The following is a 23372-nucleotide window of genomic DNA, read 5'->3' as shown; positions in this document are numbered from 1 at the left end:
ATGGTCGAACCCGGGGGGACTGCGTGACGCTGCCTGAGCGGATCGCCACGATAGAAGCGGTGAGGGCCGGTGGAAAGCCGGCGCTCGCCCGCGCGCTCGCGGCAATCGAGACCGCCGAGGGCAGCGATACGCTCGCAAAACTGCTCGATGAGGCCACCGCCAGCGCCAGGGCGCATGTGCTTGGCCTGACCGGCCCGCCGGGTGTCGGCAAGTCGACGCTGATGCGCGCACTGATCGCGCAGGCGCGCGCCGAGGGGCGGACGGTCGCCGTCCTCGCCGTCGATCCTTCCTCGCAACGAACCGGCGGCGCGCTTCTGGGCGACCGCACGCGGCTCGCGACAGATCCGGAAGACGACAAGCTCTTCGTACGCTCCATGGCCGCGCGCGACAGGCTGGGCGGGCTTTCCGACCATGCGGTGGCCGCCGCCGTGCTGATGCGGGCCGTGGCCGATCTCGTCATCGTGGAGACGGTCGGCATCGGCCAGTCGGAGGCGGACGTCGCGAGCGTCGCCGATACCGTGGTGCTGTGCATCCAGCCGGGGTCGGGCGACAGTCTGCAATTCATGAAAGCCGGCGTGATGGAACTGCCGGACGTGGTCGCCGTGACCAAGGCCGACATGGGCGAAAAGGCGCGGCGCGCGCTGGCCGACGTGGAGGGTGCGTTGTCACTGACCGGCGCTCGCCCGGGCGGCTGGAAAGCACCTGTGGTGCTGGTTTCGGCGACGGCGGGAACCGGGCTTGGCGATCTGGCGCGCGCGATCGACGCTCATCGCAACTGGCTGACGGACGGGGCGCGCCTGGCGGCTCATCGCAGGCGTCAGGCGCATGACTGGATCGAGGATGCCCTGCGCCAGCGTTGGGGGCGCAAGGGACTTGCATTGCTCGGGGAGGCGACCCTCGATGCAACGCGGCCGTTCAACGCGATCCGCCAGCAGGACCTGAGGTTGCAGGCTTGCTGGCACCAGCCGTGATGCCGTCTCGCGCTCGGGGGTGATTTCCTTGCCCGTGTGCAAGGTGTGGGCATCGGTTCGTCTATGCTATTTATATATATAATACAGACATTGTAATAAACGTATATATCATTGCCAATACGTATGTGTGAATCAATGCATTATTAAGAATAAAGCCCCAAGTTCTCGGAGGATTGCCGTAGAAGGGGCTGTTATGTCGATGCTTTCACGAATTCCCATTTCCCTGCGTATGGCGCTCTTGTGCATTGTACCGATGCTCGGTCTTGTCTTCTTGGGCGTGCAGCAACTATACGGCTTGCGCCATGCGGCCGAACAGGAAGAGGTGATCTCGCGCGTCGCGAAACTCACGCCGTTCATTTCCGGGCTCGTCCACGAGCTGCAGAAGGAACGGGGGACGTCCGCCGGCTTCATCGGCGCGAAGGGGGCCAAGTTCAAACAGGATCTGGAGAAGAGGCGCGCCGATACCGACGCCGCGTTGAAAAGCTTCAATGAGGCCATCCCGGCGGCCACAGGCAGTCTCGCCTATGCGGGGTTCGCGGAGCCCTTCAACCGCGCGAAGACGGAGCTGGAGCAGCTTGGCCAGACGCGCGCCCAGGTCGATGGCCTCGGCTTGTCGGTGGGCAAGATGGCGGGTTACTACACGCCGCTCATCGCCAATCTTCTGGCGACCATCGAGAGCGTTTCCGAGATTGCGGATGACGGACATCTGGTGAGCGATCTGGTCGCGTTTTCGTCGATCCTGCAAGGCAAAGAGCGCGCCGGTATCGAACGTGCAATGGGGGCCAACGGATTTGGTGCGGGCGCGTTTTCACCCGAGATCTTCCGTAACTTCGTTGGACTGGCAGACCAGCAGAAGGCCTATTTCGATTCCTTCTTCAACTATTCTCCCGGTGACGGCGTGGCGGAATTGAAGAAGGTTCTGGCAAGCGAAGAGAACAAGGTCGTGCAGGACATGCGTGCCCTTGCCTATGCCACTCTTGGAAAGGGTGACCTTTCTTCAGTGAGCGGGCCGCAATGGTTCGAAGCCGCGACCCGGCGCATCGACGGACTGAAGCAGGTGGAGGATACGCTTGCCAACGATGTCATCGCCGACGCCCATGCCGTTGTGGTGCGGGCCAACGCGAAATTCACGACACTTTTGAGCGTGATGTCGCTCATTCTGATCGTGGTCGCCGTCCTGTGCTTCCTCGTCGTCCGTTCGATTTCGAAGCCGCTTGGCCGGCTCTCCGATGACATGGAACGGCTGGCTGAAGGCGATGCCGAAATTGAAGTGGTGGATCGGGATCTTCACGATGCGATCGGCCACATGGCGCGCGCGGTCGAGGTGTTTCGGGAAAACGCCGTCGCAAAGAAGGCGCTGGAAACCGAAGCGGAGAAGAAGGCCGAACGCGACGCGGAGCACAAGAAGGAAATGATGCTGAGCCTCGCCAACGAGTTCGAGTCGGTGATCGGCGAGATCATCGTCGCGGTGAGCGAAAACACCCGCGACCTGCGCGAAGCCTCGCAAAGCATGTCGGCCATGGCGGAGGAAACCTCCAACCAGTCCACAGCGGTCGCCTCGGCATCCGAACAGATGGCCGGCAACGTGCAGACGGTTGCCAGTGCCACGGAAGAAATGGGCAGTTCTGTCGAGGAGATCGGACGTCAGGCGCAGGTGTCTTCCGACAAGGCGGAGACGGCGGCTCAGGCGGCTCAGGCATCCGTCGGTCAGGTTCAGGCGCTCTCCGGCTCGGTGCAGAAGATCGGCGATATCGTCGGGCTGATCCAGGCGATCGCGGAACAGACGAACCTGCTGGCGCTCAACGCCACGATCGAGGCGGCGCGCGCGGGCGAAGCCGGCAAGGGTTTCGCCATCGTCGCCGCCGAGGTCAAGGACCTGGCGACGCAAACCTCCAAGGCGACGGAGGAGATCAGTTCCCAGATCGCGGAAATCCAGAGCGAGACGCAATCCTCGGCCGCGGCGATCGAGACGGTCACGACGCTTATCGACGATTTGAACAGCCTTGCGACGTCGATCGCTGCCGCGGTCGAGGAGCAGGGGGCGGCGACGCGCGAGATCTCGGCAAATATTCAGCAGGCGGCTCAAGGCAGCGAACAGGTGGCGGGCAATATCGCGGGTGTTGGAGAGGCGGCCAGCGAATCCAGCACCGCATCGCTCAAGGTTCTCAACCTCGCCGACACGGTTGCCACTCATACCCGGGAGCTGCGCGAGAGGACACACAGCTTCCTCGAGCGCGTGCGCGCCGGATAGGGAGCGATCCCTCCACCGTCATCACCCGGCTCTGTCCGGGTGATCCACCTTGCCGAGCTTGCGAGCTTCCCCGATTGTCCAATCCCACTGGCGGTGTTTTCGGTCGTGCCGCTGCTGGACAAGACGTCTGTCCGCGATAAGGTCCTGCGCAAACCTGGCGGAGGAAAGCTCATGGCGCAGATGGCCGATATCGCATTTCTGGGAACGGGGCTGATGGGCGCGCCGATGGCGCGGAGGCTTCTGGCGGCGGGGCACCGGGTCACGGTGTGGAACCGCACGCCCGCCAAGGCCGAGGCGCTGGCCGGCGACGGTGCGCGGGTGGCACCGAACCCGGCGGATGCCGTGGCGGATGCCGCTATCGTCATCACCATCGTCAGTGATGCGGCCGCCGTGACGGATCTCTATTTCACACAAGGTGCGGTCCAGGCGGCGCGGGGGGGTGCGCTTTTCATCGACATGAGTTCCATCCAGCCATCGGTCGCGCGCGATCTGGCGGCAAGGCTCGCGGATGCGGGGCGGAGAGCGATCGATGCGCCGGTTTCCGGCGGGACGCCGGGGGCGGAGGCGGGAAGTCTCGCGATCATGGCCGGCGGGGGTGAAGACGATATCGAACAGGCGCGGCCGGTTCTTGAGGCGATGGGCCAGGTGACCCGCGTGGGGCCGCATGGCGCCGGCCAGCTTGCCAAGCTCTGCAATCAGGCGATCGTCGCGATCTCCATCGGCGCCGTTAGCGAAGCGCTCTATCTGGCGGAGAAGGGAGGCGCCGATCCGGCCGCGGTGCGCGAGGCGATCCGCGGCGGGTTCGCCGAAAGCCGGATTCTCGATCTGCACGGAGCGCGGATCGTGGCGCGTGACTGGCGGCCGGGCGGGCCGTCGACATTGCAACTGAAGGATCTCGACAACGTGCTGGCGGCGGCGCAGGAGGCCGGCGTCGATCTGCCGCTGTCGCGGCAGATGCGGGAGCGCTATCACTCACTGGTGCATGAACTGGGAGGGGCTGACCTCGACCACAGCGCGCTCTATCTGGAACTTGAGGCGCGCAATCTCGCTTCCACCTGATTGCAGCAACATGCCCTGGCCGTCCACGCGAAGAGGCAGTGAGAAAGATGAATATCGGCACCGCCGCCCGGCAGACCGGTCTGCCGGCCAAGACCATCCGCTATTACGAGGAAATCGGCCTGATCGCTCCCGAGCGCCAGGCAAACGGTTATCGCGACTATGGTGACGAACATGTCCACAAGCTGCGCTTTCTGCGCCGCGCCCGCTCGCTCGGGTTCGGCATCGAGGATTGTCGCCAGCTGCTGTCGCTCTACGAGGATCGCGGCCGTGCGAGTTCCGATGTCAAGCTTCTGGCTCAGCAACGGATCACGGAAATCGACGCCAAGCTGGAGGAGTTGACCTCCTTGCGCGACACGCTCGCCCGCCTGATTCATGCCTGCCACGGAGACGAAAGGCCGGATTGTCCGATCCTGAACGAGATCGCCGGCGACGCGTGAAGGCGATCCCGCTTGCCGAGATCCCGCTTGCCGAAATCGCAATGCCGATCTTATCCGTACGAGCGGGCCATCGCGGTGTCGCTCGCTGTCAGATCGGCATGGCTGCGTTCCACGTCCAGGCGTGCGGTGATCTCCTCGGCCGTGACAGGCCTTGAAAACAGATAGCCCTGGAGCTGGTCGCAGCCCGACGCCTGCACGAAGCGGTGCTGGCCTTCGGTCTCGATGCCCTCGGCGGTAACCTTCATGCCGAGCGCATCGGCGAGGGCCACCAGCGTGTGGACGATGGCGGCGGCTTCCGGCTCGCTCTCCACCGCGGTGATGAAGGAGCGGTCGATCTTGAATTTGTCGAAGGCGAAGCGGCGCAGGTAGCTGAGCGAGGAATAGCCCGTGCCGAAATCGTCGAGCGCGATGCGCACGCCGATATGGCGAAGGCTCTCGAAGATGCGCGCGGCAGACTCGATGTGGTCCATGACCACGCTCTCCGTCACCTCCACCTCGAAACGACGCGGGTCGAACGCCTCCTCCTGCAGGATCAGGTGCAGGACGCGGGCGAACTCGGGGTGGCGGATCTGCGCGGGCGAGACGTTGACGGCGACCGACAGGTCCGGCCAGGCATGGCCATCGCGGCAGGCGGTCCGGATCACCCAGGCGCCCACCTGCCAGATCAGGTCGCTGCGCTCCACGATCGACATGAAATGATAGGGCGTCAGGAGGCCCTTTTCCGGGTGCCGCCAGCGGATCAACGCCTCCACGCCGAGCGTGGTGCGGCCATCCGCGCTGACCTGCGGCTGGTAGAGAAGCTCGAACTGGTCCTCCTCCAGCGCCTGGCGCAACTCGCGTTCCATCTGCTGGGACAGGCGGATCTCGTCGCCCATGCTCTCCTGAAACAGGACGTAGCGGCTGCGCCCTTCCGCCTTGGCCCGGTAGAGCGCGATATCGGCCCGGCGCAACAGTTCCGCCGGCGCGTGGGTGTCGCTGTCCGCGATGACGAGACCCATGGAACAGGAAGAATGAAGCCATTGTTCATCGATCGAGAAAGGCTTTGCGATGGTCGCCTCGATCGTGCGGCAGACATCGATGATCGTGGCAGGGTCCGTGCGTCCAGTGACGAGCAGGGCGAATTCGTCGCCCGAGATGCGCGATACAAGATCACCCGGGCCGATGGCGGACTGGAGCCGGCGCGCGACCGCCTTGATCAACTCGTCGCCCGCCTGGTGGCCGAGCGTGTCGTTCACTTCCTTGAAGTAGTCGAGATCGACGTAGATCAGCCCGACCAGTTCGCCCTCCACCCCCACCGTTTCCAGCGCCTCGGACAAGCGGCGGGAGAAGAGCTGGCGGTTGGGGAGCTGGCTGAGATCGTCATGCAGCGCGCGGTGGCGCGCGAGCGCTTCGGAGAAGGCGAGGCGGACGGTCGAGACATGGGTATGTCGCAGCACGCCGACCGCGAGGATCAGCAGCACCAGCATGGCCAGCACCATCATCGGGCTGGCCTCGTCCAGCATGGAGGTGCCGTGCCGGCTCGGTGTCCAGGAGAGCCAGCCGATGGGCCGGCTGGAACCGTTGTAGAGCGGCAGTGTGCTGGGGGGCATCGTATCGCCCGTGGCGGCACCCTCGAAGGTCAGGTTGGAAAGCCGATTGAGATTGCCGATCCGGTGCAGGCTCGCCATATCGATGCGGCGGGCATTGATGACCACACTGGGCGGACCAGCGATCAGGCGTGTCGTGTCGTTGACGGGCACGATCGCCATGACGGTGACGAAGGCGAGCCTCGTGTCGATGATCTCGAAGGCGGAATCGTAGATCGCCTGGATGTGCTTGCGATAATCGGGGGCGAAAGTGGTGCCGCCCGCGCCGTCGGATGCGACGGTCCTCTCATACTCGCCCTGCACGTTGTCCATCATCCGCCGAAGGCTGTGCGCAAGACCGGGGCTGACTATGGTTTCAGCCGAATAGGTACCGGTGCCGGCGATGTAGCGAAGGCTATGATCGGGCGCCATGATCGCCACGAGGGTGTCATTCGTGGCGGTGGCCAGACGCTGGGAGATGCGGTGTTCGACCCAGAAGCGGTCGAAGTTCGCATGGGCGTGGAGATACGCGGCATCGTTGACGGCGAACGTCTCTATTTCCTTTGCGACGCGCTCCCGCTCGACCTCCAGCGCGTTGCGCAGCAGCCCGCGTTCGTAGCGGATCATCGACTGGTCGGTCTTGCTGGCGGCCCAGTACAGTCCGCCAAGCGCGATCAACAGGGCGGCGATCATCAATCCGGCGATGGAACAGGTGATGCGAAGGCTCTGCCCGCGGTGCATTCTGAGCTGCTCGCGCGGCGGCTTGATTTCTGTCTGTTCTGGAAATTCTCGCACCGTTTCGTCAGGCCCCCGCGGTCCGCGATCTCGATTTTCGAGATTTTCTTCTTTGCGAAGAATCCGGTGATACTGGTTCGTCTTCCCCATGTTCGAAATTTATAATTGAAAGTATTAAGCATTTCTGAGCATGAGAGATTTTTCCAGGTTTCGTTACGAGTAGTTGAGATACTTCGCTATTGCGTGATTTCAAAAATCTTGAATTTGATACGGGGGATAGACCGAGCGGCCGGTTCCGCAATGCAACTGTCCGTGGCCATGAGATTTCTCCTCGCCACGACAGCCGGTCCGGCGAAGCTTCAAGGGGAAGGGCCGGGCGTGCGATCGGCTTTCGAGCGCGGCACCAGGCGCATGCCTGGACGTGGCGGTTTCAATGAACCCGGCGGCGTGCGCGCTATCGTCGCTCGTGTTCAGATGAGCTGGAGACCACGGAAGCTGACGTGACCGGCGCGGCCGACGATGATGTGATCGTGCAGCTCGATCCCCAGCGGCTTGGCGACCTCGGCGATCTGGCGGGTCATCTGGATGTCCGCGCGTGAGGGCGTCGGGTCGCCGGAAGGATGGTTATGGACGAGGATGATGGCGGAGGAGGAAAGCTCCAGCGCCCGCTTCACCACCTCACGCGGATAGACGGGGGTATGGTCCACCGTTCCGGTCTGCTGCACCTCGTCGGCAATCAGTCCGTTCTTCTTGTCGAGAAACAGGATGCGGAATTCCTCGCGCTCGGAATAGGCCATCGCCGAGCGGCAATAGTCGAGGACCGAACTCCAAGAGGTCAGCAGCTTGCGCTCGGAGATCTGGCCCCGGGCAAAGCGCAGGGCGGCGGCGTGCACCGCCTTCAGATCGTCGATCGCCGCATCGCCGATGCCGCTCACCTCCTTCAGTCGGGAGCGCGGGGCGGCGAGGACTTCGGCAAACGAGCCGAAGCGGGTCAGCAGCGCCTTGGCGATGGGCTTGGTGTCCTGGCGCGGCAGAGGGCGGAAGAGCAGCAGTTCCAGAAGCTCGTAGTCTTCCAGCGCGCTCGCGCCGCGTTCGCGAAAGCGCGCCTTCAGCCGCTGGCGATGGCCAAGATAGTGGGGCCGTGCCGCGGCATCCATTTCCGAAAATCCGTCCGCTTCGTCCGTCATTGCCCGCCCGCTTCAACCGCATTTTCCCATGCGTCATTTTCCGCATGGTAGCCGGTCGTGCGCAGACGTCCAGAAGCAAGAAGGGCACGGAAGCGAATGACCACGCTTCCGTGCCCTTCCGCATACAGGGATTGAGCGGGAGGAGGGGACCTCGCGTCAACTCACCTGCAGCGGCGGCTTGTCGAGGCCCTTGGGGGAGAGTGTGAAGATCTCGTACCCGTCCTCGGTCACACCGATGGAATGTTCGAACTGGGCCGACAGCGAACGATCGCGCGTGACCGCCGTCCAGCCGTCGGAAAGCACCTTCACCGGCGGGCGGCCCAGATTGACCATCGGCTCGATGGTGAAGATCATTCCAGGCTTCAGCTCCGGGCCTTCCCCCGGGCGACCATAATGCAGGATGTTCGGCATGTCGTGGAAGATCCTGCCGACGCCATGACCGCAGAAATCGCGCACGACGGAACAGCGTTCGCCTTCCACATATTCCTGAATCGCGGCGCCGATGTCGCCGGTGGTGGCCCCGGGCTTCACGGCGGCCATGCCGCGCTGGAGCGACTCGTAGGTAACGTCGATCAACCGTTCGGCCGCGCGCTTGATGTTGCCGACCGCGTACATGCGGCTGGAATCGCCGTACCAGCCGTCGAGAATCAGCGTCACGTCGACATTGACGATGTCGCCTTCCTTCAGCGGCTTCTCGTTGGGGATGCCGTGACACACCACATGGTTGATCGACGTGCATGTCGACTTGGTGTAGCCGCGGTAGCCGAGCGTGGCGGGCAGGACACCATTGTCCCGGGCGAAGGTGAAGACGAAATCGTCGATCTCGTTTGTCTTCGTGCCCGGCCTGATCAGGTCGACCAGCCCGTCGAGACAGCGCGCAGTCACCTGTCCGGCGGCGTGCATGGCCTCGAAATCGGCCTTTTCGTAGAGCCTGATCTGGCCCGTGTTCTTGAGCGGCGCGGAGGACGCCTCGACATAGCTTACCATTGCAAATCCCGTTCCGCCCGAAGGCGGTCTGTCCCTGGAGGCGGGCCGTGCCGGGCACCGACCGAGCCTGAGTGCGCGCGCCCCGCTTCGGATCCGTTCCCTTGCCGTACCGCCCGGGGGCGTGTCCTTGCGCATTGCGCGGATGTTTCCCCTGGCATATTCCGATCGCGTCGAATCGACCAGACTGGCAATTATGACCGTCTCAACCTTGATCAACGGTTGCCGTGCGCAGTCAGTCGTCATCGATACGTCATCGACGTTCCCTTTCATATATCCCGTCTTTGCGCGGATTTCAGTGGTTGTGTTGGAAAAAGTTAGCCATGCGAAGAAAGAGCCCGGTTTTCGGCCATGCCAGCAAGCACACGTGATACCGCCTTCCGCAACGACGCCTTCGGCACGTTGCGCCCCGGCCCCTTTCGCCGCCTTGTCATTGGCGCGACGAGGCGCTTGCCGGAAGGCTGGGCCGGGCGACGGCTGGCATTGCTGCTCAGGCGGTTCGGGCTCGCCTTTCTGAACCATCCGCTCGACGTCACGGTCTTTGGCGCGGCGATGCGGCTTCATCCCTTCGCCAACGTGTGCGAACGCCGGGTGCTGTTCACGCCGCAGTTCTTTGACGCGGAGGAGCGCGCGCTGCTCGCCGCCCATATTCGCTCCGACATGGTCTTCGTCGATATCGGGGCGAATGTCGGCATCTATTCGCTTTTCGTCGCCGGTCTCGTCGGGCCCGAGGCCCGTATCGTGGCGGTGGAGCCACAGCCCGCGCTGTACGACCGTCTGATGCACAACATCGCCTTCAATCCGCGCATCCCCATCGAGGCGGTCCCGGTCGCGGTGACCGACCGGGACGGTGCGGTGCGGCTGTTTCTCGATCCGCACAACGAGGGACAGGCGAGCATCCGCTTCATCATGACAAGCGAGATGGAGACGATACAGATCAACGTCCCCTCGCGCTCGCTGTTGTCGCTTCTGCGCGCTCACGGGCTTTCCCGCGTCGATGCTATGAAGCTCGACGTGACCGGTGCGGAGGACATCATTCTGGGCCGGTTCCTGGACGAGGCGCCGCAAGCGCTGTGGCCGCGTGTGATCATCATGGAGAACACGCCGCAACGCTGGCAGGAGGACTGCGTCGCGATGCTGAAGGCGCACGGCTGGCGGGTGGTTCAGGAAACGCGGATGAACGTCTTCATGGAACGCGAGGACGGAGTGCCGGTGATGGAGATCGAGCCGGAGTCGGAGCCCGAGATGATGAAAGCCTGAGGGGGAGGCGAGGGAGGACGGGAGCCGGAGCGGCGGAATTGCCGCGACGCGAGACGCCGCACCATTCCTACTACCGGTTGAACCTCGCCTGTCGCCGCCATATGTCTCGTCGCAAGACTGCTTCAGATTCCAGGACGTATACGATGTTGCGTTTCACTCCCAAAGACCCTGATCTGGCCCGCTTTTTCCTGGCCCACACCTTGCGCTACTACATGCAGCCGCTGCGCGCGCGCGACGTTCCGGAATTCGTGGAGGAAATGAAAAGCCGCCTGGGGCTTGAAGGCCTGTCGCGCACCGGAGAGGGCAAGCCGGCGGGATATATCGGCACGCAGGATGATCCGGAGATGCACCCGATCTACTGGAACCGTTAGGGGGGTGCTCTTCTGCATGCGTGGCTCGGCAAGGGGCTCGCGCGATGACGCGTTTACGGAATATGTCTGTGCCTTGCCAGGGGGCAGGGCATTCCCCCTCAAATTCGCCAACTGCGACTTGAACCCGCCCGCGCGGCAAGCTACTCGGTAGCTGTCGCAGCGCTTTTCGCGGGCGTGGCGGAACTGGTAGACGCAAGGGACTTAAAATCCTTCCAGTACCAGTTCGAATCTGGTCATGGGCACCATAATATCAATAAGTTAGATAGATTTCGCCGATCATTTTTCGCCGTTTCTGACTTACACATCTGTTACACAGTCTGGTAGAATAAGTGCCGGAACGTGAGGATGAGAGTCAGAACATGGAAAAGCACACCATCTTGGGCGGAAAAGTGAGCGTCTACCGGCGGGAAAACAGCCGGAAATGGCAGTGCTCTACCTATCTCAAGCAGAAGAACTGGAGGGTCAGCACGGGCGAAGAGAGCCTCTCGCTGGCGAAGGAGTTCGCGGAGGACTGGTTCTTCCGCATGAAAGCGAAAGAGAAGGGCGGCGGCCTGAAGGACGAGCGGACTTTCAAGGAGGCGGCGACCCGCTACCTGGAGGAGTACGATGTCATAACAGGCGGGACACGGAACCGGGTCTACGTCGCCGGGAATGAGCGCCGATTGCGGCTCTACCTGCTGCCATTCTTTGGAGAGCTCGGCTTGTCGGAGGTCACCGCTGGCAAGGTGCAGGAGTACCGCGTTGCGCGGTACCATATGTCGCCCGAAGGAAAGCGGCCCGCCAAAAACACCCTCCACCAGGAGACCGTCACGCTTCGGCAGGTCCTCAAAACCGCTATCCGGCACGGCTGGCTCACCCATCTGCCGGATCTGTCAATGCCGTATCGCTCAGCGGAGAAGATCTCGCACCGTGCCTGGTTCTCTCCAGATGAATACAAACAGCTTTACACCGCCACGCGAAAACGTGCCGAACGGCACCGCGATGGGCGGTATCAGTGGCATGCTGAACAGCTGCACGACTACGTCCTGTTTATGGCCAATACAGGCCTGCGACCCGACGAAGCCAAACGGCTTCAGTATCGGGACGTCGAAATTGTCGAAGATGAGGAAACGAACGAGGTTATCCTCCTCATTCAGGTCCGGGGCAAACGCGGCGTCGGCTACTGCAAGAGCACGGCGAACGCTGTTCATCCCTTCGAGCGGTTGCTCAAACGCAACCTGCCCAAGCCGGACGATCCGGTCTTTCCGGGCAATCACGTGATCATGTTTAACGCGATCCTGGACGAAGAAGGGCTAAAGTTCGATCGGGAAGGCAACCGCCGCACCGCGTACAGCCTGCGACACACCTACATCTGCCTACGTCTGATGGAGGGTGCCGATATTTACCAGATCGCCAAAAACTGTCGCACCAGTGTGGAGATGATCGAGAAATATTATGCCTCGCACATTTCCACGAGCATCAGCGCGGCGGCCGTAAACGTGCGGCGCAAGGCGAAGTCTAAGAGGCAGATTGTTGAGCATGCGAAGCGGAATGCGCATCGGCTCTGAATAGTAAGAAGTGCGCAGACATATGGATTAATTAATTTTGAGCCGTCTAAAGTTGTTCTCGAATTGATGGCGGCTTCGTGCCCTCATTCCGGCTTTTGAGCCCTTAATTTCAATCGCTTGAGAGCAGACATCATTCACGATCAGGGCGGTTCACGGATTGTGCTTTTAGCATAGACAAGGGTCCCGAAACTTGTTCCGGTGATTTCCTTACTCGAAAATAGTAAATCCCGCAACGACCTCACCATCGGCGGGGTCGTAGACCACGGCCACCTCATGCCTAGCCCGGGTGAGACCGACATAAAGTTTTGCGCGGGTTTCTGCCTTCAAGGCCGATTGGGTATTCTTCAGCCAGGCCATCATCTCCTTGGTGGGATAGATAATGACGCGGTCGAAACCGAGGCCCTTGGACCGTCCAAATGTTAGCGCTGGTAGATCGGTAGATGCGATCTTGACGTTCGAACTCCATCGGAGCTGTACCGGTCGTCTCGTCTTGAGATAGCGGGGAAGATCCTTTCGTCGGACGATGAAGAGGCCCGCATAAACAGGCACCGGTTGCCTGCAACCGGTGCATTTGCAAGCAGTCGCAGCAGTCAATTTTGGATATAGCTTCGACGACAATTCGCAGATAGCGTTGCTATTGCGGTGCGATGTCACGAGGCTGGTCACATCGATATCGCATGCGACTTTTCGGGGAAGTTTTTCCCGAATAAAGTCGGCAATGCCGCCGTCCCTGTATTTCTTAAGACGGGCCTCCAGATGGGTGACATAGGTGACCTGTCGGGGATCCCCCACCATGACGACGTTGGCAGGGCTCTTGAAGAGCGCCGTCAAAATGTCGAGGTCGTGGCCCGCCAGATCCTGCACCTCATCCACGAGAATAAAGGGATATATATGGGAAAGCCGCTCGATGACAGCGCCGTCCGATGCCTCGTTGCACCGTATCACAAGCCTCGACAATTTGTCTGAATAGACGCGATCTCGGCGGTCGAAGTAGCAGCGCCTGAAATCTTCCTCACCCCAGTACATGGGACGTCCTTGCCGGTCGCGACCGCGAAGACCTGATCTCTGCGAGACCAGAATCATGCCAGCGACATCCCAATCGAACAGCTTGCCCTGAAAGGGTTTGATGCCGTGCTCGATCAGCAGACTGAACCAGGTCTGTATATGCACGTTGCCTGGAACGGATCCGTGGATTTCGAAGAATTTGCGCCGGATCTCTTCTTCATTCGATTCAGTATAGGTGGTGATGAGGACGCGACTATTCTCGACAGCAAGCGCCTGCCTAACGAGATAGGTGGTCTTGCCTGAGCCTGCCGCAGCTATGACGAGCTTGTTCGGCCCCATCATTTAGCGATCGCGTCCAGAATATATTGCGGGTAGTCGATTTTGGTCGCTGCCGAAAAAACGGCAAGCGCACACTCGGTCTTGTTGTTCTTCATGTGACGATGAAGGTCATCGAGATCATAGCTTTTGCCGAACAGCTTGTTGAATGTCTCTACATTATTCGATTTGACCAGCTTCGGCTCGAGGGTGTTGTAGTTGAAGGGCTTGCTGCCGATCACCAGATCACCCTTATCCACTACGGGATCATAGCAAATTTTAATATGACCGACATCCTCGTATTTGGCATACTTCTTTTTAAGCGCAGCAACATCACCGTCATTGTCGGTCACAACTACGACGGGGATCTTCAGTGCCGTCGCCAATTCGAGAAAACGCAGGAATGAAAGCCCAACTGAGATAACATCGATTTCGTCGTCGATCGGCAACTTTCCCGCGTTGGCATCCATGTAGGCCCGCTGGACGATCAGTTCGTCCGCATCGCCCTCGACAAGGATCGACTTTTGCGAAAGCACGAGACGCAGGGTGTCATAACCAGGCAGCTTATGGAAGAAGGCGCTCGCATCCAGATCCTTAATCCGAGTGACTTTCGCTTCCCGCAACAGTATTAAATGGTCCAGTCCGAGTTTGTTCGCGACGAAGCTGCTATGCGTGGTGATGATGACCTGCTTGCCGGTATTGCCGGTACTGATATCGCTGATCAGCTGGTTGAGCTTTGAGTGCGACAGGTGATTTTCAGGCTCCTCGATCAGCAGTACGGGCGCCTCGCTGTTCTTCTTGCTGCTCAACGCGAGGCGCGTCTTGACAATGCACTGCTCGCCTTTGCCGATATAGTGGAAGGGGACATCGTCGATGTAAGTCATGAGGCTGTTTTCCCAGGCATTATGAGACGACATATCGACCGAAACGCTGACCTTTTTCCGACTGATCTTCGCCGCTTCCGCCAATCTCTCGTTGATAGCGCCGACATTGTCGTCAGCCTTGAAAGCATCTTTCAGTTTGCGATGGGCTTGGGAAATCGCGACACGTTCCGTGTCGTCCAAAAACTCCCTGACGATACGGGAGATATACATATCCGAGCCACTTTGCACCCGCGTGCTGGTTGAATCGATGAGGGCCGATTTGACGGGAATAGTGCGAGTCATCGCCGGCTGGCGAGAGAACTCCAACCATTGAACTTGATAGAATTCCAAGGGTATCGAGTTTATCTCATTACTCTTCAGCAACTCTGTATAAGGACCGTCATATTTCTTGTCGAACTCGATCGAGAAGAGGAGGCCGCGAGCCTTGTCGTTCTTTTCGGAATTTCCATTCCCGCGCAGGTCTTCCAACGCATCGTCATCACCGCCGAAAAATAGCTCGATCTGGATCTCCGGCGGATCAAGCGGTTCTTTCGCGGCGATGCTGTCCAGATAGGCTCGCTCGACCTCCCTGTTAAAAAGATAGGAAGATAGATCGTTGCGTAGGTATTTCCCGTTCAGTATACCCGTCAGGCATAGGTGGATAGCTTCGAGAAGCGTGGATTTTCCAGCCTCGTTGTTGCCGACGATGATGTTGACGCTCTGATTGAAATAGACCTCGAACCAACCTTCAAAGCATTTGAAATTCTTGATTTTGACCTTCTCGATATACATCGCTCACTCCACATCCTATGAAGCAACCATAGCTTGTTCTAAAAAGATCGGCGAGCGAGACTGAGCGTTTGTTGTGCATTGAAAGCGACCGGACTGACGTCAGAACCTGTCGTTGCGTCTAGCGCGCCAAAGAGGGATTGAAGCGCGACCCCGGGATCACAGAAGCCGGTGCAGGCATAGTTTAGATTGGCTTGGTTTTCGATCCAATGACACGCTTGTCCACCCTTAGGGGTAAGTCCACGGATTGGCTGTCGCCGCATCATAGAAAGCGACTTCGAGCGGAAATCTGTCGTGACGCATGGCCGTCAAGGCGTTCGCCTTGGCAATGATCTGCTGGTTGCTTGGTGAACCGGGATCGCCGAACAGACTGACGTAGAGCTTCTTGAACCTACCCGTTCCGAACCGCCGCAAGATATGGTCGTCATTCTCGGCCAACGAATGCCCGAGGACAAAAAAGCAGTGTCGCCCTTGCTGCGCGTTCGCAGTTAGCTGCTTGAACCCTTGGTAGAGATAGGCGTTGTGCCGGATCTTCGCCTTTTTTTGCGCACTCGACCCCTCGGTGACAAACAAGGGGTATTTGTTGTCGTTGATCGCGCGTCGTGCTTGGTCGATCAGGCGATCGTTTGTCCTGACCCAGGTGAACTTCTGTAGCTCCGTGCCAGCATCGAAGAGATGCAACGCTCCATGAAGGAAATGGACCTTGGCGCTGTGGGCTGCTACTTCACCCTGCCAGACGACGTAGTCGGCCATGGGATCGTCTTCGTCATTCCCAAAGCCGTCGTTCGTGGTAAGGTCTATGGCCTGCGTGAACGGATTGTCCTCATGCATTAGAGTCCAATACAACAGCAGATCGTAGTTCAGGGTGAAAACCTGACCGTCGTTTTGCGTCCCCAGGAACAGGCTAAGAAATCTCCGACAGGCCCAAAACTTGTCGTGCGGAATATCGCCGGGAACGTCCGGGTGGTTTCCAGCGATGGCGGTTAGAAGGATTTCCTTCAAAGCGTTGGCATCGGCCAGCATCTTGGCGGCTGCATCGGTATGTCCAGGCGCATATATGCCCGCGAGCAGCGCGCCAGCTTCAAGGTTCTTAATGGCGATCTCGAAATCCTGCGTTCCGAGAACTTCAAAGACTTTTACCAGATCTGGGTTGTTGGAAAAATCCGCGGCGCTGAAGAGCGATCCATAATGGAATATATCAGGGCAGCACGCGATGCTAAACCCGTTTCCGATCAAAAGATGGCGCTTTGAGAATTGCCTGGAATCGTTGATCGCCTCAGAAAAACTAATTAGATCGACCATGTAAGATCTCCCCCCCGGGCGCCCCTAGGAACCCGATCCTATACTCCTAGCTGCTGCATGCAAGATTAGTGATGTCGATTGTGGCGGTGCAGTCGTCGGCATCGATTGGTGGATAGGGACGGTTTCGGCTTGACGCTGCCCGCCTGCATCGGCCCTACTCGGGCTGGAAATCTGGATGCCCTTAGAACGGCCGGCTGGAGGTTACCTTCAAACCATACTGAGCGACCAAAATGGGGTCGGAGGCAGCCAGCGAGACTGTCTCACTTATAGTAGCTTATGCGCATCCGCCGCCCGGGAGCCGACAGTCCGCTCCCGACTCCATTTCGGTCGTTCGTCGGAAATGCCGCGACTCTCAGCTTTCAGGCTAACACCGAATTAAAGTAGTATGAAGGCTGGTGCGGACGGCGGGACTCGAACCCGCATAGCCGAAGGCCGAGGGATTTTCTTACCAGCTACGGCTTTCGCCGCCGCCCTTCGGCGTTTGTGGTCTGGACTATACCTTCACCCTAGCAAACGCCTTAGGTGCTGCCCGTCTAGTCTCTACACCTTCCCGATCGCTCGGGCTTGGCTCGGGATCGCCATCTGACAGGGTTCCCCGAATTTGAGCAGTTCTACGTCCGGCATTTCCGCCGGCGCACTCAAGTTTGCCTTAAGTCCCTTGTGTCTACCGATTCCACCACGTCCGCTTCGTCTTCTCTGCTAGCAAAGTGATGGTCATCGCTCAACCTGGAAGTGGCTCAGCGGCTTCAGTTGGGTCCATAAGATCCGGCTTTCTGGTGATGGGTGTACTCGGTGAGGCCCTTAATGCTTCGATCCGCGCCTCCAGCGGCGGATGCGTGGAAAGCCAGCTGTCGCGGCCGAGGGCGGCGAACATGATCATCGCCCGATCATCGCTGCGCGGCTCTTCCTTGCCATCCTTGAGGGCTTCTAGCACCGAAATCATGGCATAAGGCGACGTGAGGTGCGCCGAGATCGCATCAGCCGTGAACTCCCGCGCGCGGGAGAAGCGCAGCAGCTCGAGTTCCGAGAGCGGCGTGAAGATCCACCGCGCGAGCTTCTTCAGGCCACGGAAGAGTAGGAAGAATGTGAGCGCCTCACGGACACCGCGAGCGTAGGTCATCCGGGCCATGTCGTTGCTTGCGACGTGGCCGAGTTCGTGGGCGAGAACGGCGTCCAGTTGATCTTTCGAGAGCTGCTCGACCGCGCCCTGGCTCACCGCAATGAGCGCGTCGTCCTGTGTGACGCCCATTGCGAACGCGTTGACATCATCGGCATTGTACCAGCCGATGAACGCCACCGGCGGCAGCCCGAGCTGCTTTGCCATCCGTTGCGTGGTTTGGGCGATTGGGTGGCTCTCGGGAAAAAACGTTAGTCCCAGATCTCGCGCGGCAGAGCCCTCTTTGCCCGAGGCCAGTGCTCCGAACATGAACCCGCCAAGCAGCCCCCACAAAGGAACGCCGATGATCACATACATCATCCCGAGGCCGTAGACCGCAAAGAGCAAGGGAGCCGCGATAAGCAAGGCCAGTGGCCCGCCGGCCGCCGCCATTACTGTGCTGCCTACGAACGCGAGAAATAGCCCCCAAACCGCGCCGAGGGCCGCGCCAGCGGTGAGAAGTAGGACGGTCGGTGCAATGGGATGCTGAGGCACAGAGTAGGCGGCATCTGTCATGGGTTGGTCTCCGGCAATGTCTCTAAGAACCAGGGGGTCAAATCGGTCTGAAGCGGATGGGGCAGGTCACGCAGGAAATGGATAGCCTTGCGGCCACGGGCCGAGCCGCGAAGGAAGGCGATCACTTCGTCAGGCGTCATCAGCCGGCGCGCCGCTAAGTGCAGGTTGTCAGAGATCGAGTATCCGGTAGACGGAGAGGCGCCGCCGCTCATTGACCCCGACACGTTCGGCACGTCGTAGGTCACGGTGCGATCGCCCAGATAGCGGGAGATCAGATCCGCGGTGTAGGGATCGTCCGTGCCGAAAAACGTCTTGGTCTCGACCTGGAGGAAGGATTTCCAGTTGGTCGGGTATTTCTGCTCCAGGGTCGGCAGATCTTGAAGGAAGAACCAGAGACGGACGCCGGCACTGGCATGGGTTCGCAGTGCCGAAACGAAGCGGTCGTCAGGCGCCAGCGACAGGAACTCGTCGAGCACGAACAGGACCGGAATGTCGGGCTTGCGGGCGGTACGGATCATCGCGTCGAGCGCCGAAGCGAACACGATCCGGACGTAGGTCGAAAACGGCGTGATCTTGGCGAACGGCAGGACGAGATAGACGGTGGCGGGTGCGTTCTTCAGCCGCTCGAAGTCGAACTCGGAACGGGCCGTGGCCCGGCGCAGTCCCGGTGTATCCCAGATCCGTAGATGTGTGTTCAGGCTGTCGAGGACGCGAGGTTGGCCGGTTTCACGGGACTTGGTTTGGAAGTTCCGTGCGGCATTGCGGACTGAGTCCGGCATAACGTCGTCGCTCATCGCCTTCAGAAGGCCATGGAGCTGACCGTCCAGCGTCGATACCGTGTCCCTGATGGTCCCGAGGCTACGAAAGCCTTGAGGCGCGTACCGAGCCGTGAATTCCACCACCGCGGCCAGAAATCCAATCGCCTCGTTTTCGAAGAACTGCTGCCGGTCATCGAGGGTTCGTGGGTAGAGGATCTCGGCCAACTCCAAGGCGGATTGGCTGTCGGTCACTCCGTCGAGAGGGTTAAAGGCGTTCGTAGCCGGCATGCCCTCTACGTCGAAGGGGTTCAGGACGTAGACAGGACCCAGCTTTTTGCGCCACGCGGCGGTGTGCTCGTAGATCTCGCCCTTCGGGTCGAGAACGACCGCCGAGCCGCCATAGGTGCGAAGGTTCGGGATGACCTGCATAGCGCTCTTGCCCGTGCGCGTGGGGGCGACGGTCAGGAGATGGCTCTCGCCGTCCCAGTTGACCGGGCGCCCGTGTGCGGTGCCCAGGTTCAGGGTGCTCTTGCCGACAGCGCGCAAGAGCCCGGCAGCCTCGACCTCCTCAGCCGTCGCCCAGCGGGCCGAGCCGTGGACAGGCGGCGGGTCGCGGCGAATGGCCTCCTGTTTGTCGCGCAGGGCATAGGCTTGGCGCGCCTGTTCGAGGATGGCGTCCGGTTTGCGGCCGGCGGCGACCGCTTCAGTCGCCGCGCCGATCGTGATGGGGTCGAAGCCTTCTTGCTCCAGGCGACGTCTGAGAGACCATCCGGTCAGAGTCCTGCCGATCTGGGTGCCGATGCGGGCGCCGGTCGCGAGGCTCTTTCCATGTCCCCCGAGAATGCCTTCAAGATCAAACGGTCCTTTGCTCAATGCATGCCCCTGCGAAAGAAATCAAATAAGTTCGAACGATTATTTGTAGAACTTGAAAAGAGTCAACAACTCCGCGTATCTAAGTGTACAGCGCACTTACATGTTGCTCGACCTGTAATTACAGGTCGAGCAACATTGCGGCGTTCAGAGCGCGGCAAGGGCTTAAGCCCGCGCTCCAAACGCCGAAGTGCGGCAAGGGGCTAAGGCCCCCTGCACCCCCGCGCCGTGCGTGACGGGGCGGTTGTGCGATAGCTGACTGCGGAGGCGGGAGGGATGCAGGACGGCAACGTCCATTGTCACGTTGATAATCTGTCCCGGCAGAATGGGAAGGGCGGAGAGCGGATTGCCATTGCAACCGCCGCCTACAACGCAGGCGAGCGGCTATGGTCCGAACGGCAGCAGCGTTTCGTTGATTTTGGGAACCGTGAGGACGTGATCTTCGAGAAGATCATTCTGCCCAAGGGGGCGCCTCCTTGGGCGGGGCGCCGGAGCGACTTGTGGAACCGCGTCGATCTCGCGGCCAAGCGTCGGGACGCCCGGCTCGCGAAGTCGATCGAAGCGGCCATCACCCGGGACGTGCCGGCAACAATGCGTCCCGCACTTCTTGAAGCCTTCGTCGCGCCTTTCGTGGCGCTCGGTTGTATCGCCGACGTTGCCATCCATGAGGATGGCACGGAGAACAACCCCCACGTCCATATCCTGCTAACCACGCGCGTGCTGGAGCTGGAGGGCTTCGGCCCGAAACTCACCGCGCTGGAACAGCGCGCGTTCGTCAAGCAGGTGCGGAAGCGTTGGGCGGACCTGACCAACAGCTTCTTGGAAAAGGCCGGGTCGACCCTGCGGGTCGACCACCGCAGTTACAAGGCCCGGGGCATTGGGGCGGAACCGACCCAGCATCGCGGCCCGAATACCGCAGAGCGCCGCATCAAGCGTGAACACGCGCGGCGCGTTCGACAGGAGAAAATCATGGCAGGACCAGATACCCAGGACCGTCATCACTATCCCTTGCTGACCCAAAGGGAGACCTGGCCGCCGGAACCGGCGGCGTCTCCCGACATGAGCCCCCAGGAGCGGGAAGAACTTCATCGCTACTGGGAGGACAAGAAACTCGACCGGCTGGAAGCCGTGTCTCTCGCGGAGCCCAAAGGCGACAGAGAAGCGCATCGTGAACACGATACGCGAGCGCCCCTACAAGAGCCCTCATCGACGCCTTGGTTTGAGCAGGCGCTCGACAACGCTCACAGGCAAAAGGCCGAGCGACTTCGTTCGGCGAATGAACCCACGCGGCTTGCCGTCTACGAGAGCTTCCTGTTGGAACGAGCCGAGAGGCTTCCTGTCTCCCGCGAAGAACAGGCCGCTCTGGATGCGGCGCGCGAGGCGTCACCTGAGCTTCACCGTCTTGCAAGTGAACTCATTCTCGACGAACGCCTGCGTGTCGTTCGCGAGCGAGACCGGGCCGAAAAGCTGCGGCGTCTTCCCTCCGAGCTTCGTCAGAAACTCGAAGCGATCCGGCCCGATGTTGCCGATCGTGAAGAGGACTATCCGGTGCCAGGTCCCGATGGCGAGCTTCGCTCTCCGCGCGAATTGGATATCGCCTATGAGCGGATGCTCGACGAGTACCTGCGCGAGGAACCTGACCGGGAGCAGGAGCGCTGAAGACGCCATCAGGTCCTCGGGGGTGCTCGAACGCCAGCTACCAGTTGAGCCGCACTCTGGTGTAATCGTCGAGCCCCGCGCCGTTCTTGATGAGCCTGACCCCACTTTGGGGGCGTCGCTTCTCAGGCCTATTGCCGAGATCCTTTTTGTCAGTGCCTTGGCCGGTTTTCGTGCTCAGAGGCCAACTCTTCCGCGAGCTCGGTAGCCCTTTTGGGGCGGTGGGGCTGGTAACGATTTTCTCGTTTGCCGGAGGGCGTGCCGGCGCGGTTCTCATTGCCCTGTTTAAGCCCACCACACCCTTCGATCGGCAACCTGTGTCGTCGTAGGCACGTGTCCCAGCCGTAGGGGCACCCTCATATTTGTTCGTTGGGTTTGTTAGCCCTCTTGGATCCATCTCGTGGGGCGGCGAGTGCGAGCATTTCCGCCGTTTTCCTTTCCAGTTCGAAGCCCAGGCCTCCCGCTGGCCGGATCTGTCGCCAGACTGGGCCGTGCCGTGCCGTGGGCAAGGGATCTTCCGCCGCAAGCGGTCTCCCGAGAAGACCCTTGCCCCCGTCCCGTGGAGCCCGGCCCGGAGCGTTGGCGACCGGCCGCAGAGGGTGGCCGGTTCAACCAAGGAAAGGATACACCAATGGCGAAAACCAACGCACCCAAAGCTCCATCCCACGAAGTCTTCCATGTCGTGGGCGAGAAAGACAAAGCCCGCTGGACCAAGATCGGGATTGGCTGGAGCCACGGCGACAACGACGGGCTCAACCTCGTCATCAACTACTCGCCGCTGATCGAAGGCCGCACCGTAGTCCGCAAGATCAAGGACAAGGAGGACCGCGCGTGAGCACCATCCTCCAGGGCAACGGGGCGAAGTCGATGTACTTCGCCCAGCCCTACAATCTCAGCGCCGTCGGGTTCTATTTCACGGACCTTGAGGATTATCAGGCGAAGGTCAAGGGCCTCACCGATGAGTTCGGCTATCCGGTTGAGGAGTTCGAGCTTCAGTACATCGATGGGGATCACGCCCGACTCTTCGAGGCACTGCGCATCTCGCAGGCGAGTTTGGCAGACTGGTTTGATCTGCTGGACGAGCTTGACGATGACGAGGATCGCTATCTGATCGCCTGCCATCTGGCCGGCGAGGGCTACGCGATCGGCGAGCTCGCCGAGCGGTGGGACGACTACCGGCTCTATCGCGGAACTGCTGCGGATTATGCGGCTGAGATCGTGGCTGAATGCTACGAGATCCCCGGCAATCTCGAAGCCTATATCGACTACGAGCGGCTTGGCCGGGATATGGTGCTCGGTGGCGACATTACCGAGATCGAGTATGGCCTCATCCTCCTTGGAGGGTGAGGCCATGGATGCGACCTTCCATGGCTATCACGCCTCCCGTCCCTGGTATTACCTTCTCGGTGACCCGATCCTGAAGCCGCGCGCCATCAAGGCGCTGGCGACTGCCTCGGGCTACCGAGGCTACCGCGCCGATGAGATCGTTGCGGTGGACCGCCTGCTTGAACCGAAACGCACGCGGAAACGCGAGGCTATCGAGCGACAGGTCTTGCTGAAGCTTCGAACCGATCTTGCGCGCTACAGGGAACTGGCGCATTACCTGCGTATTCGCAAGGGGTTTGAAGGCGTTTCCGGCAACCCGTCTCAGTGCGAGGATATGGATGTCGCTTTGAGCCTTAAGTTCGCGCATGTTTACAACGGATATGCCCACGTTGCGGTGCTTGAACAGTTGGGTTCGCACCAAATGTCCTTGCTGTGATGCGTGCTCAGCA

The 23372-nt window shown here is 60.5% G+C and carries 19 protein-coding genes and 1 tRNA gene; 12 read left to right on the top strand and 8 right to left on the bottom strand.

Annotated features, from left to right (window positions below; translation table 11 throughout):
- The first annotated feature begins 23 nt into the window (after positions 1-23).
- From meaB to cueR, 4 genes are all read left to right on the top strand, one after another.
- Positions 24-971, top strand: coding sequence for a methylmalonyl Co-A mutase-associated GTPase MeaB (meaB, locus tag C8N35_RS10070; protein ID WP_245926746.1), 948 nt, complete (start codon positions 24-26; stop codon positions 969-971).
- Positions 972-1164: 193 nt separating this feature from the next.
- Positions 1165-3222, top strand: coding sequence for a methyl-accepting chemotaxis protein (locus C8N35_RS10065; protein ID WP_107989539.1), 2058 nt, complete (start codon positions 1165-1167; stop codon positions 3220-3222).
- A 171-nt stretch (positions 3223-3393) separates the two neighbouring features.
- Positions 3394-4281: an NAD(P)-dependent oxidoreductase gene (locus tag C8N35_RS10060; RefSeq protein ID WP_107989538.1), complete on the top strand. Its 888-nt coding sequence runs from the start codon at positions 3394-3396 to the stop codon at positions 4279-4281.
- A 47-nt stretch (positions 4282-4328) separates the two neighbouring features.
- The gene (gene cueR, locus C8N35_RS10055; RefSeq protein WP_107989537.1) at positions 4329-4718 is read left to right on the top strand and encodes a Cu(I)-responsive transcriptional regulator; all 390 of its coding nucleotides are present in this window, start codon (positions 4329-4331) and stop codon (positions 4716-4718) included.
- A gap of 50 nt (positions 4719-4768) precedes the next feature.
- Here the strand turns inward: cueR and C8N35_RS10050 are convergent, their stop codons facing one another.
- From C8N35_RS10050 to map, 3 genes are all read right to left on the bottom strand, one after another.
- Positions 4769-7024 carry a putative bifunctional diguanylate cyclase/phosphodiesterase gene (locus C8N35_RS10050; RefSeq protein ID WP_170122064.1) on the bottom strand — a complete coding sequence of 752 codons (2256 nt, stop codon included), beginning with the start codon at positions 7022-7024 and terminating at the stop codon, positions 4769-4771.
- A 464-nt stretch (positions 7025-7488) separates the two neighbouring features.
- Positions 7489-8205, bottom strand: coding sequence for a RadC family protein (radC, locus tag C8N35_RS10045; protein WP_107989535.1), 717 nt, complete (start codon positions 8203-8205; stop codon positions 7489-7491).
- Between the two features lie 156 nt (positions 8206-8361).
- The gene (gene map / locus C8N35_RS10040; RefSeq protein ID WP_107989534.1) at positions 8362-9192 is read right to left on the bottom strand and encodes a type I methionyl aminopeptidase; all 831 of its coding nucleotides are present in this window, start codon (positions 9190-9192) and stop codon (positions 8362-8364) included.
- A 348-nt stretch (positions 9193-9540) separates the two neighbouring features.
- Here map and C8N35_RS10035 point away from each other — a divergent pair, with 348 nt between their 5' ends.
- The 4 genes from C8N35_RS10035 (at position 9541) to C8N35_RS10025 (ending at position 12367) form a co-directional block, all read left to right on the top strand.
- On the top strand, positions 9541-10449 hold the full coding sequence (locus C8N35_RS10035) for an FkbM family methyltransferase (protein ID WP_107989533.1): 909 nt from the start codon (positions 9541-9543) through the stop codon (positions 10447-10449).
- A 143-nt stretch (positions 10450-10592) separates the two neighbouring features.
- Positions 10593-10820 (top strand): hypothetical protein, encoded by a 228-nt coding sequence (locus C8N35_RS10030; protein WP_107989532.1) that lies wholly within the window; start codon positions 10593-10595, stop codon positions 10818-10820.
- Positions 10821-10994: 174 nt separating this feature from the next.
- Positions 10995-11065: transfer RNA gene (locus C8N35_RS23850), tRNA-Leu, on the top strand.
- Between the two features lie 114 nt (positions 11066-11179).
- The gene (locus C8N35_RS10025; RefSeq protein ID WP_107989531.1) at positions 11180-12367 is read left to right on the top strand and encodes a tyrosine-type recombinase/integrase; all 1188 of its coding nucleotides are present in this window, start codon (positions 11180-11182) and stop codon (positions 12365-12367) included.
- Positions 12368-12574: 207 nt separating this feature from the next.
- On the opposite strand, the gene C8N35_RS10020 is transcribed toward C8N35_RS10025, so the two are convergent.
- From C8N35_RS10020 to C8N35_RS10000, 5 genes are all read right to left on the bottom strand, one after another.
- Positions 12575-13714, bottom strand: a complete 1140-nt coding sequence (locus C8N35_RS10020; protein WP_107989530.1) for a UvrD-helicase domain-containing protein — start codon at positions 13712-13714, stop codon at positions 12575-12577.
- Positions 13711-15342: an ATP-dependent nuclease gene (locus C8N35_RS10015; protein ID WP_107989529.1), complete on the bottom strand. Its 1632-nt coding sequence runs from the start codon at positions 15340-15342 to the stop codon at positions 13711-13713. Before C8N35_RS10015 ends, C8N35_RS10020 begins: the two co-directional genes overlap by 4 nt.
- A gap of 225 nt (positions 15343-15567) precedes the next feature.
- The gene (locus tag C8N35_RS10010; RefSeq protein ID WP_107989528.1) at positions 15568-16641 is read right to left on the bottom strand and encodes a DUF4917 family protein; all 1074 of its coding nucleotides are present in this window, start codon (positions 16639-16641) and stop codon (positions 15568-15570) included.
- A gap of 721 nt (positions 16642-17362) precedes the next feature.
- Positions 17363-18313: a M48 family metalloprotease gene (locus C8N35_RS10005; RefSeq protein ID WP_107989527.1), complete on the bottom strand. Its 951-nt coding sequence runs from the start codon at positions 18311-18313 to the stop codon at positions 17363-17365.
- A complete protein-coding gene (locus C8N35_RS10000; protein ID WP_107989526.1) occupies positions 18310-19944 on the bottom strand; it encodes a type IV secretory system conjugative DNA transfer family protein in 1635 nt (544 codons plus the stop codon). The genes C8N35_RS10005 and C8N35_RS10000 overlap by 4 nt, the downstream gene beginning before the upstream one ends.
- A 273-nt stretch (positions 19945-20217) precedes the next feature.
- On the opposite strand from C8N35_RS10000, the gene C8N35_RS09995 reads away from it, so the two are divergent.
- The 4 genes from C8N35_RS09995 to C8N35_RS09980 all read left to right on the top strand — a co-directional run bounded on the left by C8N35_RS09995 (position 20218) and on the right by C8N35_RS09980 (position 23359).
- Positions 20218-21600 carry a MobA/MobL family protein gene (locus C8N35_RS09995; protein WP_107989525.1) on the top strand — a complete coding sequence of 461 codons (1383 nt, stop codon included), beginning with the start codon at positions 20218-20220 and terminating at the stop codon, positions 21598-21600.
- Positions 21601-22228: 628 nt separating this feature from the next.
- Complete coding sequence (locus C8N35_RS09990; protein ID WP_107989524.1) at positions 22229-22432, top strand: hypothetical protein; 204 nt, start codon at positions 22229-22231, stop codon at positions 22430-22432.
- Entirely contained in the window at positions 22429-22944 is a 516-nt protein-coding gene (locus C8N35_RS09985) for an antirestriction protein ArdA (protein ID WP_107989523.1), read from the top strand. Before C8N35_RS09990 ends, C8N35_RS09985 begins: the two co-directional genes overlap by 4 nt.
- A 4-nt stretch (positions 22945-22948) precedes the next feature.
- Positions 22949-23359 carry a hypothetical protein gene (locus tag C8N35_RS09980; RefSeq protein WP_107989522.1) on the top strand — a complete coding sequence of 137 codons (411 nt, stop codon included), beginning with the start codon at positions 22949-22951 and terminating at the stop codon, positions 23357-23359.
- The last annotated feature ends 13 nt before the right edge of the window (positions 23360-23372 follow it).

It is taken from the genome of Breoghania corrubedonensis (assembly GCF_003053845.1).
Taxonomy (GTDB): Bacteria; Pseudomonadota; Alphaproteobacteria; order Rhizobiales; family Stappiaceae; genus Breoghania; species Breoghania corrubedonensis.
This window is presented reverse-complemented; position numbering and strand designations above follow the sequence as displayed.